Origin of the sequence: Streptantibioticus parmotrematis (assembly GCF_019890615.1) — a bacterium.
Classification (GTDB): Bacteria; Actinomycetota; Actinomycetes; order Streptomycetales; family Streptomycetaceae; genus Streptantibioticus_D; species Streptantibioticus_D parmotrematis.
Genome location: NZ_JAINVZ010000005.1, coordinates 199,772 through 215,342 on the forward strand (window position 1 = coordinate 199,772; position 15,571 = coordinate 215,342).

The window sequence follows — 15,571 nt, forward strand, 5'->3', positions numbered from 1 at the left end:
GGCGCCCGGGTGCGGCGGGTTCAGCGAGCGGTGACGGACGGCTCCGGTGGTACGGGACGGTCGCCGGCCGCGAGGACCTGCCGTACCGCTGACGCGCCGCCCGCGAGCGCCTCCCGTACCGCCGACCCGAGCGCCGCGAGGGTGTCCGGGACGGCTCCGGGGCTGCGCCAGGCCACCACGTGGTCGGGGCGCACCAGCAGCGCGCCGTGGTCCCCGATCCCGCACGCCTCGGTGGGCCGGGTCGGAGTTCCCGGGCCGGCCGGGCGGGGGAGCGGCGCCGTGTCGAGGAAGGCGCCGCGCGGGTCCAGCCGGTGGGCGGCCCGCGTCCAGTCCGCGGCGTCAGGGCCCACGAGCAGTAGGTGGCGGCCGTCGCGCACCAGGTCGAGAGTCGACGCTGAGGCGTGTCGGCCGGGGAGCGGAACGTGAGGCAGCCGGGTGCCGGGCTCGCCGTGCCAACGCTCCGGCTCGTCGGCGAGCGGCAGGCCCGCGGTGGCCGGGTCGTCGTCGCCCATGGGGTAGCGGTAGCCGAGCGCCACGGCCGCCTCGCTCAGCAGCGGGCGGTCCTCGATCGGCACCTGGGCGCGGTCGCGTGCGCGCAGCAGCGCCTGCTCGACGGTGATCCGCCCGACCGCGTGCCGTTCCCTCTGGTAGGCGTCGAGGAGCCGTGGCGCGGCGTGACCGCGCAGGACGGTCACCAGTTTCGCGGTGAGGTTCCACGCGTCCTGGATGCCGGTGTTCGCGCCGAAACCGCCGGTCGGCGGCGTGACGTGGACCGCGTCGCCCAGCAGGAACACCCGGCCGCGCCGGTAGGAGTCGGCCACCCAGCCGCCCATCCGCCAGCTCCGGGCGTCGGTGAGCGCGATGTCCGACGGCGGCAGGCCGAGCGCGCGCGAGACGATCTCCAGCCGGCGCCGGTCGTCGAACGCGGCCGGATCGGTGGTCGCGGGATCGTAGGTCACCGACACCGCGCCGCGGCGGCGCGCGGTGTCCCAGGACAGGAACGCGTGGTCGGGTTCGCCGGTGAACGCCAGCGCGAGGCGGCGGCCGTCGAGCGCCGGGCGCAGATCGGCCTCGAAGCCGAGCTCCATGACGTGCGCGATGGTCTCGGGGCCGGTGCGGGTGATGCCGAGGCCCTCGCGTACGGCGCTCGCGTTGCCGTCGGCGGCGAGCAGGTAGTCGGCCGTGATCGTGCGGACCGCGCCGTCGGGGTCCTGGACGCGGGCGATCACGTGGTCGTCGTACGGGCGCAGGCCGACCAGGCGGTGGCCGAAGCGCAGGTCCGCCCCGGCGGTGCGGGCGTGGGCGCGAACGACCTCCTCCAGGTCGGCCTGCTTGACGAAGGCGGACCGGCACGGTGAGAGCGCGCTGAAGTCGCGGGCGGCGGGCAGCGGCCAGTGGCGCAGTTCCGGTCCGGCGAGCGAGGTGACGAGCGCGGCGTGGTCGGCGGGCGGCTGCCTGCGCTGGACCGCGTAGACGTCGTCCGCCGCGCCGACCGCGCGGTACGCCTCCATGGTGCGCGGGGAGAAGAGCTTGGCCCGCAGCCGGGTCGAGATCCCGGGGTGTTTCTCGACCAGGACGGGGGTGACGCCGTGGGCGGCGAGGAAGAGGGCGGCGGAGGCGCCGACGACGCTGCCGCCGACGATCAGCACGGGAACGTGCTCGGACATGGGGATATCGTCCCTTCAAAGGAAACAGAACAGCTCTGTTCCATTATTGGCACGCGTCGACAGCGAAACGCAACAGCCCTGTATCGTTGGAGCGTGATCCAGGAACCCGTCGTCCAGGAACCCGCGGCCCGGCAGGGCGGTCGTCAGCGCGATCCCGCCACCGACTCGGCGATCATCGAAGCCGTCCTCGACATGGTGGCCGCCGGCGCGACCCTCACCGGCCTGTCGCTGGTGGCCATCGCCAAGCAGGCGGGGGTCTCGCGCAACAGCGTCTACCGGCGGTGGAAGACCAAGGACGAGCTCTACCTCGACGTGCTCGCCACCATCAACGAGCCGCGGCCCGCCCCGGACGGCGCCGGCACCCGCGAGGACCTGGCGGCCGTGCTGCGCACCCTCGCCGACCGCGTGGTCGACGTGCGGGCCAGCAGCGTGCTGCGCGCCCTCAACGCCGAGGCCGCCACCTTCCCGCGACTGCACCGCCGCTATTTCGAGGAGATCGTCGCCCCCCGACGGGAGGCCATGACGGCCGTTCTGCGGCGCGGTGTGGAACGCGGCGAACTCCGCGACGACGTCGATCTCGACCTCGTCGCGGAGCTGCTGGTCTCCCCGCTCCTCGCCCGCATGGCGTCCGGCAGCACCGACCATCTCGATCCGGTACGCGACACCCGCCGGATCGTCGACCTGGTCCTGCGGGGCGCGGGAGCACCGGACGACGACGCGTGAGCCTGTCAACGGCCTTCCGACCGCGACCGGCCGCGGATGTGGCTATTGCAGGGTGATCTGGTTCAGGGCGACGTGGCCCCAGGTCAGGTTCGCGGAGTTGACGACGATGCGGAACTGGGTCGCGGTGACCGGGGTCGTGAGGGTGAGGCTGCGGGTCTCTACGGTGCTGCTGCTGGTGTTCCAGGTGACGGTGGTGGGTGCGAGGACCTGCTGCCAGACGCCGCCCGGGTTGGCTTCGATGCTTACCGAGGTGGGGCCTTGGCCCTGGCCGAAGGCGGCTGCGAGGGTGACGCTGGAGACGGTCTGCTCGGCTCCGGGGTCGATCTGGACGGCTCCGGGTAGCTTGGGGCTGTTCTGCGAGGCCCAGGAGCCGGTGCCGGTGTCGTTGACGAGGTCGCCGGTGACCGTTCCGGACAGGACTCCCAGGCCGCTGGAGGCCGCTGCTCCGAAGGTCGGCCGCAGCTCGTAGACCGCGAGGTGTCCCCAGGTCAGGTTGGCCGAGTGGATCACGAGCCGGACGCCGGTGGTGGTCACCGGAGCGGGCAGCGGGATGCGGAGCCACTCGGCGGCGGCGGTGTTCTGGCGCCAGGTCAGGGAGTGGGACGAGACCTGTGTGGTCCAGCCCGAGCCGTTCCAGGTCTGGACGTCGACGCTGGTGGCCCCCTGGCCCTGGCCGAAGGCGGTGACCAGGGTGACGGCGTCCATGGTGCGGGCTTCGCCGTAGTTCACGGTGACGGTGCCGGGAAAGGCGGGACTGTCCGCGGAGGCCCAGGAGGTGGTGGGGTCGCCGTCGGTGATGTCGGCGATGCTTCCGCTGCCGGTTCCCAGAGTGGTGGAGGCGGTGGCGGTGACCGGGTGCTGCCAGGCGCCGAGGTCGGGGGCCCCGGCGGGGACGGGCGTGCCGAACAGATCGCTCGGCGGTGCGGTGGAGGCGGACACCCCGGCGTTGCGTGCCGCGGATCCGGAAGCGGAGGCGTAGCCGGCCAGGGTCTGCTGGAGCTGGGCCGTGGTCAGCGCACCGGTGGGCATGGCGGCGTCGCCCGGGCTGGACAGCTGCGGGTCGGCGACGACGGGGGCGGGGTCGTTCGCCGGGACGACGGTTGAGGCCGCGCTGCCGTCCCAGTACAGGTTGTGGCTGTAGTCCATGCTGGAGTCGGGTCCGTTGAAGCAGGAACTCCCGCATTGGTAGGGGGCGTTGCTGGGGTTGTAGAAGATGTTGTCGAAAAGGACGTTGTTGTAGGGTGCGGCGTCGCGCACCATGGCTTCGATGCCCTGCTGGGTGGTGCCGCCGCTGCCGTTGTTGCGGGGGACAGTGGTGGTGGTGCTCCACACGGTGTTGTTGTATCCGCGGAAGCCGGAGCAGCCGCTCCAGATGCTGAACGGCCGGAAGTGGTCGCTCTGGCTGATGTTGTAGCGCAGCGTGATGTCAGTGGCGGAGATCAGGCACATGAAGAATCCGCCGGAGTTGGAGTCGCTGTAGTTGTACTGGACGGTGCTGCCGGTGCTGCCCATGTCGGCGTCGAAGGCCATGTCGTCGGTGGCGTCGGGGTTGAGGTCGTTCACCGCCGTGCGGAGCACGGTGTTGTACTGCACGAGGATGTTGTCGGTGCCCTGCCACCAGATGCCGACGTTTCCTCCGCCGGTGGTGACCAGGCGGTTCGAGGCGGCCATGTCGACGGTGTTGTTCTCGACCACGGCGTTGTCGGCGTACTCGGGGGTGATGCCGCCGCCGGTCACGCTGTGGACGTAGTTGTTCGCGATGAGCGGGTTGGTGTACGGCTGGCGGGTGGCGCTGACCTCGCTGGTGGGGATGCCGGTCTCGGTGCTGTAGATGTCGCAGTCGGCGCACCAGGTGGTGAAGGTGGAGATGCCGTAGGCGTTGACGTGGGCGACCTCGTTGCCGGTGATCTGGAGGTCGGAGAACCAGGTGGGGGTGGTGTTGCCGCGGACGCCGACGACGATGCCGCCCTGGCCGATGTCCGAGCCGCCGGCGCCGTCGATGTCGTGGACGTAGTTGTTGCTGACGACGATGCCGGGCATGTTCCCGGTGTCCTGGGCGACGACGTAGATGCCGCGGTAGTTGACGCTGGTGGGCGCGGCCTGGTTGAGGCCGTTGGTGACTTCGAGGCCGGTGAGGTGGACGTCGTGGACGTCGGCGAGTGTCACCGCGGCCTGGACGGTGTCCTGCCCGGCGATGATCGCGCGTCCGGTGCCGTAGGAGGTGACGGTGATCGGGGCTGCGGCGGTACCGGAGGAGGTGATGGTCAGCCCGCCGGTCCAGGTCTCGCCGCCCTGGAAGGCGATGGTGTCGCCAGGGCGGAGGGAGGCGGCGTCGACCTTGGCCAGGGTCTTCCAGGCGTCGCCCGGGTTGGTGCCGTCGTTGCTGTCGCTACCGGTCCGGCTGTCGACGTAGTAGGTGGTGCCGGTGGCTGCGTGTGCTTCGGTGGCGGTGACGGCGCTCGCGGTGAAGGCGAGCAGGGTGGCGAACGCGGTGAGCACGGGGAGGATCGCGCGTCTGCACGACTCTCGCCGTCGGCTGGATCTGGTGGGGTGTGGGGACGGCATGGCTCTGTTTCCCTTCTGGGCTCCTGCGAGGTCGGGGGTGCGTTTCTGCCTGGCAGGCGGTGGCCGCCGTCGCGCCAGGGGTTCAAGGGGGCGGAGTGTCAGGCGCGGAGGGTCTGGACGGTGGCGGTGTGCCGGGACCGTTCGGCGGCCCAGGCCACCTGGTGCGCTTCCAGGCTGGTGACCGGGTCCGACAGGATCCACCGGGGATCCCCGGTGGAGACGGCTTGCAGGAAGGCGTCGATGAGGCGTTCGTCGCCGCCGCCGTGGCCGCTGCCGGCGTCGGGGCCGTCCAGACCGAGTGTGTGCGGGGTCGTGCTGCCGGTGCGGAAGTCGGTGACCGTCGCGGTGACGCCGTCGCCGTCGAGGGAGCCGTGGGTGCCGAAGACGCGGGTCCTGCGGTGCTCGAACGGGGTGAACGCGGTCATGGTGAAGGAGGCGGTGGCACCGCCCTCGTACTCCAGGTTGACGACCTGGTGGTCGACCACGTCGTTGTCGCAGGCGTACACGCACCGCCCGTAGGGTCCCTCCTCCAAGGCGTCCAGGACGCCCTGCGTGGTGCGCTCCCGGGTGACGACGTTCAGGGGCCAGCGTTCGCGGTTCGGGTCGCCCAGGCAACCCAGGTAGATCCGTGGCGCCGAATAGGGGCAGGCCGGCTCGACCGGGCAGGTCAGACAGGTGTCGGTCGCGCCTTCGGGCTGGTTCTCCCGGCGGAAGTGCTTGAGGCCCCCGAAGGAGGAGACCCGGCGTACCGGCTTGTCGACGATGAACGACAGCCAGTCCAGGTCGTGGCTGGACTTGGCGAGCAGCATCGGCGCGGCGTCGGCCGTGCTGCGCCAGTTGCCGCGAACGTAGGAGTGGGCCTGGTGCCACCAGCCGACTGGTTCCAGGTGTTCGACGCTGATGATCTCGCCGAGTACGCCGGAGGCCACGATCTGCTTCACGCCGGTGGTGTAGGGGGTGTAGCGCAGGACGTGGCAGACCGCGAGCATCACCCCGGCTCTGCCCACGGCCTCGACGATGCGTTCGGCGTCGGCCTCGGTGGTCGCCATGGGCTTCTCCAGCAGGATGTGGTGGCCGAGTCCGGCGAACGCCACCGCTGGTTCGACGTGCTGGGAGTCCTGGGTGGCGATGATGACCGCGTCGGCGTCGATGCCTTGGGCGGCCAGGGCGCGCCAGTCGGCGCAGCCGGTGGCGCCGGGGTGGTCCCGGGCGGTGTCGGCGGCCCGCTGCGGGTCCGGTTCGGCGAAGGCGACCACTTCGGCCCGCCCGGTGGAGGCCGCGTAGCGGGCGTAGGTCCCGCCACGGGCACCGGCCCCGACGAGCAGCAGGCGTACGCGGGAAGTCGCGGAACCGGAGGCGTGGGTCATGGGAGAGGTCTCCTCTGGAAGTGTGTCCGGGCTGTTCCGTGCGTGCGGGCAGGGCCCGGTGGCCGGAACGGCGACCGGGTTGTCGCTGGAGGTGTGGCGGCGCGGTGGCCGGGGTCAGCCTTTGACCGCGCCGGCGAGCATGCCGCTGATGAAGTGGCGCTGAAAAACGAGGTAGACGGCGACCACCGGGGTGATCACGATCAAGGTGGCGGCGGCCAGCAGCGGAACGTTCAGGCTGTACGCGCCGACGAAGAAGCCCAGGCCGGCCGGGGCGGTGCGTTTCGCCGGGTCCTGGATGAGCACCAGCGCCAGCAGGAACTGGTTCCAGCCCCACAGGAAGTACAGCAGTCCGAGCGTGGTCAGGGCCGGGCGGGTGCAGGGCACCAGGACCCGCCACAAGACGGTCCAGCTGTTGGCGCCGTCCATGGCAGCGGCCTCGACGAGTTCCGGCGGCAGCGCAAGGAACTGCTGCCGCATCCAGAAGGCCCCGAACGGCATGAACAACCCGGTCAGTGCCAGGATCAGGGCCAGCGGGGTATCGGTGAGGCCGATCGAGCGCAGGTCGTAGTACAGCGGCACGACCGCGGCCTCGTAGGGCAGGGTGAGCCCGAGCAGCAGGAATCCGAAGAGGGCGGTGCGGCCCCGGAACTCCATGGTCGCGAAGGCGTAGCCGGCCAGGATCGCGCACAGCAGCGACAGCGGCACCAGGCCCAGGATGACCACCACGCTGTTGCGCAGCAGTCCGCCGAAACCGGCGGCGGACCAGGCTGCCCCGAAATTCGCCAGCGTGGGGTGCTGGGGCCAGGCGAAGCCGGACACCAGGGCGCCCGAGGGGTTGAGCGCGGCCAGCAGCAGGCTGATGAACGGGATCACCACCGCCAGCGCGAAGCCGGCCATGACGGCGGGACCGGCCAGGACGGAGATCCGCTGAGGGATCCGGGGGCGGTGCGGTTCGGTCGCGGTCGCGCTCATGGCTTCTCCCGTACCAGGCGGCCGATGGCCAGCACGATCAGCGCGATCAGCGCGCTCAGGACAACGGCGAGGGCACACGCCGCACCGACCTTGCCGTCGGTGAAGGCGAGTTGGTAGATCAGCACGCCTGGGACGATGGTCGAGGTGCCCGGGCCTCCGCCGGTGGTCACGTAGACGACGTCGAAGCTGGCCAGGGCGGCGATGACGGTGACCGTGAGCGCCACGCCGATGTCGGCCCGTAGACCGGGCAGGGTCACCGCGAAGAACTCGCGCACTGGCCCGGCACCATCGATGCGCGCCGCCTCGTAGAGACTGGTGTCGATCTTCTGGATGCCCGCCTGGAAGACGACCAGGGTCAGGCCGGTCATCACCCAGGTGCCGACCAGGCCGACCGCGACGTAGGCCCAGGTGAAGTCCCCGAGCCAGGCCCGGGTGACCGAGCGGAGGCCCACAGCGTCCAGGATCCGGTTGACCAGGCCGTTCTGCGCGTACATCCAGCGCCACATCACGCCGACCGCGATCAGGGGCACGACCTGCGGCAGGAACAGGACGGCGCGGGAGACGGGATACCGCCGCTTGCCGCCCGCCGCGCCGACCACCGCTGCCAGCGGCAGCCCGATGGCGATCGGCAGCAGGGAGAAGAAGACGATGAAGCCCAGGGCGTGTTCGAGAGCGGCGAGCATCGTGGGATCGGTGAGGACGTCCCGGTAATTGCCGAAACCGTCCCAGGTACCGAGGGTGACGCCGTCCCAGGTGTAGAACGAGAGCCAGATGGTATGGACCCACGGCAGGGCGACGAAGAGCGTGTAGACGCCCAATGCCGGCGCGAGGTACAGGTAGGCGATGCGGCGGCGGCCGCGCCTGCCCGGCCTGCCCCGACCCCGCGCCCCGCGCGGAAGGGTGGACGCCCGGTCGTGGGCGGTCGGCGCGGCGGCATCGTCCGCTGCCGCAGACCGCGTCCGGACGCCGTCGGGAAGGGCCGCCCTGACACTCACTGGTGGCCCTTCTGCCAGTCGGCCTGAAGCTGGGCCAGGTACTGGGCGGGCGTGACCTTCCCGCCGACCAGTTCCTGACCGGCGGAGGTCAGAGTGGTGTTCATGGTGGCGGTGCTGTTGTTGAAGAACGGAACCAGCCCGTTGTCCTGGCCGATCTTGGCCCAGGCGGTGGCCACGTCGCCGAGCACGCTGCCCCGGGGGGTCTTGACCGTGTCAGCGTGGGTGACCGGCATGAAGCCGGTGCCGAACTCGATCTGCGCGGCCTGGGTGCTGCCCATGAAGTTGAGGAACGCCGCGGCCAGATCCGGATGCTTGGCTTTGGCCGGGATCGCGTAGGCCACTGAGGTGCCGATACCGGTGGCCGGTGAGTTGACGGTGGCGCCCGGCAGCGGGAAGAACCCCACGTTGCCTGGCATGGCCTTGTTGATCGCGGCGGCGTCCCAGCTGCCGTCGAAAAGGAACAGCCCTTGGCCCTTGGTGAAGTTCGCGACCGAGCCCGGCAGGTCGGTGCCGTTCGCGCCGGCGGGTGTGTAGCCCTTCTTCGCCCACGTGGCCAGGTCCTGTGCCCCCTCGGTGCCGCCGCGCGTGTTGATCGACGAGCCGGGCACGCCGTAGGCCCAGGCGGTGCTCTTCGCCGCGCCGTCGGCCGTGTCCACGATGGACTGGAAGACGAAGGAGGAGTGGCCCGCCAGGTTGCCCAGCTGGATGGGGAGCCGGCCCGCTGCTTTGGCCTTGACCAGATCGGCCTGGAACTCGGCGAACGTGGTGGGCTTGGCGATGCCCAGCTCGGCCGCCAGCTTCTTGTCGTAGTAGACGCCCACCACCGAGAACCCGGCCGGGGCCGCCCACAGGTGCCCGCTGCCCAGTCGCTTCCCGTCTGTGTCGGCTCGCCACTGGTCCAGTTCGGTACTGGGCACGGAGGCGTTCCAGCGGTAGGCCGCCGCGTACGGGTCCAGGTCGCGGACCAGGTTGGCCTTGACCGTGGTCCCGATCATGTTCAGCAGCGCCAGGTCGGGTGCGTCGTCCGAGGACAGCGTCAGGTTGAGGCTGGTGTTGTAGTCGTTGACGTCGGTGTACTTGTAGTCCACCGTGACGTTGGGGTGCAGCTTCTCGAACGCCGCGGCCAGGGCCTTGGTCGTACCCGAGTTCTCCGAGCCGGCCACTGTCAGGGTGACCTTGCCGGTGGGGATCGCCGTCGACACCGACCCCGTCGGTGTCGCAGCGGTCTGGCCACCCGCTCCCGGAGTGATCCCGCCGCAGGCACTGAGCCCGGTCACTGCCGCGACCAGCGCGGCGGCCGTCATGGTGGACCTGCCGGCCGACCGTCTCGGCCGAGGGGTGCTACAGGAAAGTCTGTCGGGCGTGCGCATGTGGGGGCTCCTCGCCGAGGCGGACAAGCTGGGGGGATGTGGTCGGGGCGACAGATGGCCAAGCCGACGACTTATTACGCGCTGTCTCTTAAGTGGCGCTCAGCATAAATACTTGCGCGAGTAGCGGTCAATAGGCTTCTGCCGAGGTTTTACGTAAGAGCATCGCGTACAATGTGAGCTGTATCAGCCACCACTGGATCCGACAGCGAGGCCACGTGAACCTCTCGCGTCCCAACGGCGGGGACCCGGCCCTACTGCGCCGCCTCAACACCCAGGTGGTGTTGCGCGCCCTTCGCGGTGGGCCACCCGTCACCGTCACCCAACTCAGCGGCGCGGCCTCACTGTCACGGCAGACAGTCGAAGCCGTGCTGGCCGACCTGGGCGAGCGGGGATGGGTGGAGGAGACCGAACCCGAACGCGGCATGGGCCGCCCGGCTCGCCGCTACCGCTTCCGCAACGAGGCGGGCTACATCCTCGGCGTGGACGTGGGAGTCCACAAACTGCTCGCGGTCCTCTCGGACCTGGACGGCAACGAGGTCGCCGTCCGCCGCAGCGACCTCGCCGAGGAGATCAACGGCGCCGACCGGCTCGCGCACATTCGCCGAGAAGTGCTGGACCTGCTGGCCGAGCACCCAGGCCCCCGCGCGGCGCTGCGTTCGCTGTGCCTCGGTGTACCCGGGATCGTCGGGCCCGGCGGGCGGATCACCCTGTCCACCCCCATCCCCGACTGGAACGGACTCGACCTGGCCAACCAGGCGTCACGCTGGGTCGGTTGCCCCGCCCACGTCGAGAACGACGCCAACCTCGCCGCGCTCGCCGAACGCTGGCAGGGCAGCGCCCGATTCGCCGACGACTGCCTCTACATCCTGACCGGCCACCGCACCGGTGCCGGGCTCATCATCGGTGGCCGCCTGCATCGGGGACGCGGCGGCGCGGCCGGTGAGATCGGCGCCCTGGCCGTCCTTCGCTGGGAGGACGAGGGTACCGCTGAGCTGCGCAGCGCCACCGACGTGGGGAACGTCTTCACCCGGGCCGCCGAGGGCGACTCGCGATCCCTCGCCCTCGTCGGTCAATTCGCCCGGAGCCTGGCCCAGGGCGCCGCCGCGATGGTGCTGACCGTCAACCCGGACTTGCTCATCATCGGGGGCGGCTACTCTCGCGCCGGCGAGGTGCTCGCGGCCCCGCTCCGTGCCCACCTCCAGGACCTCTGCCTCGACCCCCCGCAGATAACCCTGTCCACGCTGGGCGAGGAATGCGTCGCACTCGGCGCGGTCCGGCTCGCCCTGGACGGCGCGGAGCAGGACCTCTTCGGCTTCCACGACCGCACGGAACACTTGAGTACCGAATGATTCGGCCCGGTTGGGGGAGGCGGTGACGGCATTTCAGCCACGCGACCGGCCGAAGGACTCGTGCCAGGGCCGGGGAGCCCATGGACGTGATGGCCCATCGGTCACCGACCGCTCACTGCTGCGGGCTGATCCGGATCTCGGCCAGCGTGCCGGTGCCGGTGACGGACAAGGGGCCGGGCCGGTCGCGCACCACGGAGTCCAGAAGGCCGAGACCGCTATCGGGTGTGACGGCCAGGCCCGTGGTGAGGGCGACGAGCACGGTCACGTCACCCTCCTCGTCCACGCCGGTCTCGTACCGCCCGGTGACGTCGACGGCGCGCAGGGATCCCCGCGTGCGGCCCCGCCGGGTCATCAGGTTGAGGTCGCGGGTGGGCCCGGCCGGCAGACGGCACGTCGTCGTGGCGTCGCCGTCGAACGCGAGCGTGTCGAACCGGCCGAGCCGGTGCGTCGCGCCGTCCACGTCGAGGTCCATCCCACCGCCGTCGACGAGCATGATCACGCGGTCGATCCCGGGGAACGCGGAGAACGGGCCGTCCGCCTCGACCTCGGCGAGGCTCACCCGCCAGTCGAAGTCCGCCAGCGTCGACCCCGTGGGGAAGGACGCGATGCCGCGGGTGCTGCCGCCGCCGTTCCTCCAGGGCGTGGCCTCCAGATCGTCCCAGCTCAGCACCGTCGTCCCGGCCATGCCCACTCCTTGTGTCGCCTTCCGTCCCCGGCCCCGCCGCCCCGGTACCCGCCCGGCCCGGCCGCGGGCGACCCGAACGTATCAGGGCCGCCCGCGCGGGCGGCGAACCGCAGGCCGCGCGACGTTCACCCTGCTGGAGCAGGGCGACGTGCCGTCCCGCGGCAGGCCGTCCGGGCCCGGTGTGCCACGGGTCCCGCGGTGTCCGATGCCACCCGACGCACCGCGAATCGGCGTCCCGCGAGGTCGCCCGCGCCGTCGCCGCCTCATAGCGTGCACCGAAAGTCACCCACTGGGTACGCGGCAATGGGTGCGTGCCCGACACCCATGGAGCATGCATGTCCGCCATATCGGCAGTCCCCGAAGAGCCCTCGACCGAGTCCATATCCGACGGCTCCCGTCCTCCCGACCCGGCGACGCGCACGTCCGGCGGAGCACCGGCACCGGACGCACAAGGGCCCCCGGCACGGGGCGACACGGACGAGTCAGGACCCGGCGAGGGCAGCGCGTGCGACGCGCTGCTGAACGCGGCGGTGGTCGAACGTCCGCTGGAGGAGGTCCTCGACCTCGTCACGGAGCTGCGCAAGTCGCACACCGACGCCGCGTGGGGCGAGGAAGCGCTGCGCACGGCCGTCGTGAACCGCCCGGTGCCCGAGGCGGCCGAGCTCGCCGCCCTCGCCAGCCGTCCGCCCGCCGACCCCCGCAGCTCGGACGACGCGGTCCGCACGGCGGCGTCCGCCCGGCCGGTGCCCGAGGTGATCGAGTTCGTGGAGTGCCTGAGCCGGCCGCCGCACGACGCCGAGACCATGCACACCGCGATCGAGGCCGCCGCCACCCGCCGCCCGGTCCACGAGGTCGCGGAACTCGTACGACGCCTGGCGCACCTGCGCGCACCGCAGCCGCAGGCCGACGGCGACGGCTCGTCCCGTGCCGCCCACACCGCCCCGCGGCGGTCCTCGCGTCAACGCGCCCGGGCCGACGGCGAGTCGGGGGCCCGGCGGTCCGTCCTGCGGTGGCCCGCCGCGTTCGCGATCGCGCTGTGCGGCCTCGTCCACCTGCGCGCGGTGCTGACGCACACCGGTGCGTTCACCGTGGCGGAAGGCGTGGGCGGTGCCATCGCCCTGGTGTGCGCGGTGCTCGTGGTGTGCCTGATGGTGCGCGACACGACCGCCGTGTGGTGCGCGGTGGCCGGATCGGCCGCGGCCGTCGTCTCGGTGCACGCGGTGGCCCGCGCGCTGCACCTGTCGCCGCTCGGAGCGGCCTTCCGGCACGGCGCCGGCGTCGCCGCCGTGATCGCCATGGCCGCGGGCGCGGTGGCGGTGCTGCTGGCGCTGCCCGTGCTGGTCCGGCGGGTCGGCGGCCTGTCGCGGTCCGTGGACGCCGCCTCGTAGCGGTCCCCGGCCGACCGGCGCAGCGCTCGGCCGGACGCCGGGAGGACCGGCGTCCGGCCGAGCACTCACGCACCGGGGCGCCGGTCAGGCGGAACACCCCGGTGGCCGGACCCGGTTCACGGGCCCGACGTCAGATAGGCCACCGTGGAGCCGTTCGAGACCTGGCCGCCGGAGTTGTTGATCACATGCCGGATGGTGCCGGTGCCGCCGAGTGACACGGTGACCATGTCGTGGAACGACGAGCCGCTGCCCGGCACCTCGATGGCACGGTCCGCGGCGACCGACGAGTTGGTGCTGAAGTAGCAGTACACGCCGAGCCCCCACGCCTGGTGCGAGGTCACCGAATCGGCGACCTTGTACGAGGGGTAGCCGCTCTCGCCGCCGCCGGGCGTCCAACTGCCGTTGTCCGGAACGTCGTAGGGCATCTCGGACTGGTAGAAGTACGTGCGTCCGCCGTTGCCGTTCCACAGCGTCTGGTACTTCTGGTAGTGCTCGACCGCGAGCCCGTACATCGTCACGTCGGACCCGTTGACCACCAAGCCGTTGGCGGCGGTGTTGGTGTTCCAGCCGACGGTGCCGTCGTTGCCGTGGTCGGCGCGCCAGATCCACAGGTCGCTGCCGATGGTGTCGGCGCTGTTGACGACCAGGGACTGGGTGGCCTTGCCCGCCACGTCCCCGCCGACGCGGAAGAACACGTCCTGCAAGGTGGTGGGATCGCTCGCGTGGGTCGCCGAGGAACCGGACGGACCGATCCGCACCAGCGCGGCGCTGTTGGCGGTGCCCGCGCTGACGATCAGCCCGGCGATGTCGATGCCGTTCACGTCGGCCGTGGTGATCGCGGTGACGCCGTTGTCGGGGACCAGGGTGGCCATGCCGAGGCCGAGCACCACGGTGTCGGGGCGGGTGATGTCGAGGCTTTGATCGAGGTGGTAGACGCCGGGCGTGAAGAGCAGGTTCTTTCCGGCGGCCAGTGCCGCGTTGACGGTGGCCGCCGTGTCGCCGGACTTGACCACGTAGAACTGGGTGATCGGGATCGACGTCCCGGCCGTGGAGCCCCCGGTCCAGTCCGGCCCGCTCGCGTCGGTGCGCAGCCCCGGCACCATCACGTTGTACAGCCCGGTCGAGTCCACGTACAGGTACGGCTTCTCGCGCACCGTCGGCGACTGGCCGACCGTGGTGTACGTCGGGAACGACTGGGCGGGCGCGCCCTTGTCGCCGACGAAGACCATGTTCCAGTTCGACCCGGTCCAGCTGCCCATGGAGGTGTCCTGGGTCAGGAACTGCTGCTGGGTACCGGAGTCGATCTGCCCGGAGATCCGTGAGTCGCCGATGAAGCCTCCGGAGGACCAGTTGCTGCTGGAGTTACCCGAGGTGTCGTCGTCCAGGATCATGTTGCCGTGCACGTCGACCCGCCGGAACGGGTCCGCCTGCGAGACGGCGTACTCCAGCGTCCCGGAGCTGGGGGTGTCGGAGAGGTTCTCCACGTCGCGCCAGAAGTTCTGGGTGGCGTTGCCGCCCGACCAGCCCGCGTCCACGTGCACACCGCCGCCGGTCAGCGACACGTCGTCGGGCGACGCGCCGAGTCCGGCCACCTCGGTGTAGAAGCCCACCGGCACGTCCACGTTGTAGCTGCCCGGGGTGAACAGCAGGGCGTAGCGGTCGGTGCCGAACTGGTCGGACTCCTGTGAGGCGTAGACCGAGTCGACGGTCGACTGGATGGAGGAGGGCGACATCGACGGGGTGAAGACCTTGACGTTCGGCCCGAGGTCGGGGTTGTCCGGGTTGGTCGGCAGGGGAGTGCCGCCGGTGCCGCCCGCCGCGTCGAGCGCGAAGGACTGCGCGCCGGTCCCGTTGCAGGTGTACTGCTGCAACTGCACCGAGTCCGCGGTCGAGGCGCCGGGCACGTCGAGGCACAGGCCGCTGTAGTGGTTGACGAAGTGGTACCGGCCGCTGCTCTCCTGCACCGGCTGCCACTCCTGGCTGCTCCAGCCGCCGTCGGACCACAGGTGGATCAGCGCGCCGCTCGCGGTGGAGGGGCCGTCCACGTCGATGGCCGGCTGGGAGCCGTTCGCGTTGACGATCGTGTAAGTGCCGGAGTCCGCAGCGGGTTCGAGCTGCCACTGCTGGGCGGTGGTTCCGTTGCACGCGTACTGCTGCACGACGGTGCCGTTCGCGGTGCCGGCCGCCGCAGCGTCGACACACTTGCCGCTGTTGTTCGCCACCAGGTCGTACCAGGCGGAGGAGGAGATGTCGGCGTGCGCGCTGGAGGCGCCCGCCACCGAGAGCGCGGCGGCGGTCAGCACCGCGGCCGTCGCGGCTCCGGCCACCCGGCGTGCGGACCGGGCACGGGGGCCGGAGCGGGTTCGGGTACGTCGTGGGAAACGGTTCATGCTGCCCCTTCGCAACGGGTGGGATGGCATGGCACGGGTGGGGACGGGGTGAGTCCGTCGCACCGGGGACGGCGCAGGGCTGTGCGCGGCGGGGCGGGGG

The 15,571-nt window shown here is 71.4% G+C and carries 11 protein-coding genes; 3 read left to right on the forward strand and 8 right to left on the reverse strand.

Going from position 1 to position 15,571, the window contains the following annotated elements; translation table 11 throughout:
• Positions 1 to 20: 20 nt before the first annotated feature.
• Positions 21 to 1,667, reverse strand: a complete 1,647-nt coding sequence (locus K7472_RS10450; RefSeq protein WP_222976471.1) for an FAD-dependent monooxygenase — start codon at positions 1,665 to 1,667, stop codon at positions 21 to 23.
• Positions 1,668 to 1,760: 93 nt separating this feature from the next.
• Here K7472_RS10450 and K7472_RS10455 point away from each other — a divergent pair, with 93 nt between their 5' ends.
• Positions 1,761 to 2,390 carry a TetR/AcrR family transcriptional regulator gene (locus K7472_RS10455; protein ID WP_222976473.1) on the forward strand — a complete coding sequence of 210 codons (630 nt, stop codon included), beginning with the start codon at positions 1,761 to 1,763 and terminating at the stop codon, positions 2,388 to 2,390.
• A 42-nt stretch (positions 2,391 to 2,432) separates the two neighbouring features.
• Here the strand turns inward: K7472_RS10455 and K7472_RS10460 are convergent, their stop codons facing one another.
• The 5 genes from K7472_RS10460 to K7472_RS10480 all read right to left on the reverse strand — a co-directional run bounded on the left by K7472_RS10460 (position 2,433) and on the right by K7472_RS10480 (position 9,491).
• The gene (locus tag K7472_RS10460) at positions 2,433 to 4,889 is read right to left on the reverse strand and encodes a discoidin domain-containing protein (RefSeq protein ID WP_222976475.1); all 2,457 of its coding nucleotides are present in this window, start codon (positions 4,887 to 4,889) and stop codon (positions 2,433 to 2,435) included.
• A gap of 164 nt (positions 4,890 to 5,053) precedes the next feature.
• Positions 5,054 to 6,322 (reverse strand): Gfo/Idh/MocA family protein, encoded by a 1,269-nt coding sequence (locus tag K7472_RS10465; protein WP_222976477.1) that lies wholly within the window; start codon positions 6,320 to 6,322, stop codon positions 5,054 to 5,056.
• 114 nt (positions 6,323 to 6,436) lie between these two features.
• Positions 6,437 to 7,294, reverse strand: coding sequence for a carbohydrate ABC transporter permease (locus K7472_RS10470; RefSeq protein WP_222976479.1), 858 nt, complete (start codon positions 7,292 to 7,294; stop codon positions 6,437 to 6,439).
• Entirely contained in the window at positions 7,291 to 8,289 is a 999-nt protein-coding gene (locus K7472_RS10475; RefSeq protein WP_222976481.1) for a carbohydrate ABC transporter permease, read from the reverse strand. Before K7472_RS10475 ends, K7472_RS10470 begins: the two co-directional genes overlap by 4 nt.
• A complete protein-coding gene (locus K7472_RS10480) occupies positions 8,286 to 9,491 on the reverse strand; it encodes an ABC transporter substrate-binding protein (protein WP_222976483.1) in 1,206 nt (401 codons plus the stop codon). Before K7472_RS10480 ends, K7472_RS10475 begins: the two co-directional genes overlap by 4 nt.
• 383 nt (positions 9,492 to 9,874) lie before the next feature.
• Here K7472_RS10480 and K7472_RS10485 point away from each other — a divergent pair, with 383 nt between their 5' ends.
• The gene (locus tag K7472_RS10485) at positions 9,875 to 11,008 is read left to right on the forward strand and encodes an ROK family transcriptional regulator (RefSeq protein ID WP_222976485.1); all 1,134 of its coding nucleotides are present in this window, start codon (positions 9,875 to 9,877) and stop codon (positions 11,006 to 11,008) included.
• A 112-nt stretch (positions 11,009 to 11,120) separates the two neighbouring features.
• Here K7472_RS10485 and K7472_RS10490 read toward each other — a convergent pair whose 3' ends face one another.
• Complete coding sequence (locus K7472_RS10490; RefSeq protein WP_222976487.1) at positions 11,121 to 11,693, reverse strand: HutD/Ves family protein; 573 nt, start codon at positions 11,691 to 11,693, stop codon at positions 11,121 to 11,123.
• Between the two features lie 335 nt (positions 11,694 to 12,028).
• On the opposite strand from K7472_RS10490, the gene K7472_RS10495 reads away from it, so the two are divergent.
• Positions 12,029 to 13,081 (forward strand): hypothetical protein, encoded by a 1,053-nt coding sequence (locus tag K7472_RS10495; protein ID WP_222976489.1) that lies wholly within the window; start codon positions 12,029 to 12,031, stop codon positions 13,079 to 13,081.
• A 116-nt stretch (positions 13,082 to 13,197) separates the two neighbouring features.
• Here K7472_RS10495 and K7472_RS10500 read toward each other — a convergent pair whose 3' ends face one another.
• Positions 13,198 to 15,471, reverse strand: coding sequence for an RICIN domain-containing protein (locus K7472_RS10500; RefSeq protein ID WP_222976491.1), 2,274 nt, complete (start codon positions 15,469 to 15,471; stop codon positions 13,198 to 13,200).
• Positions 15,472 to 15,571: the final 100 nt, after the last annotated feature.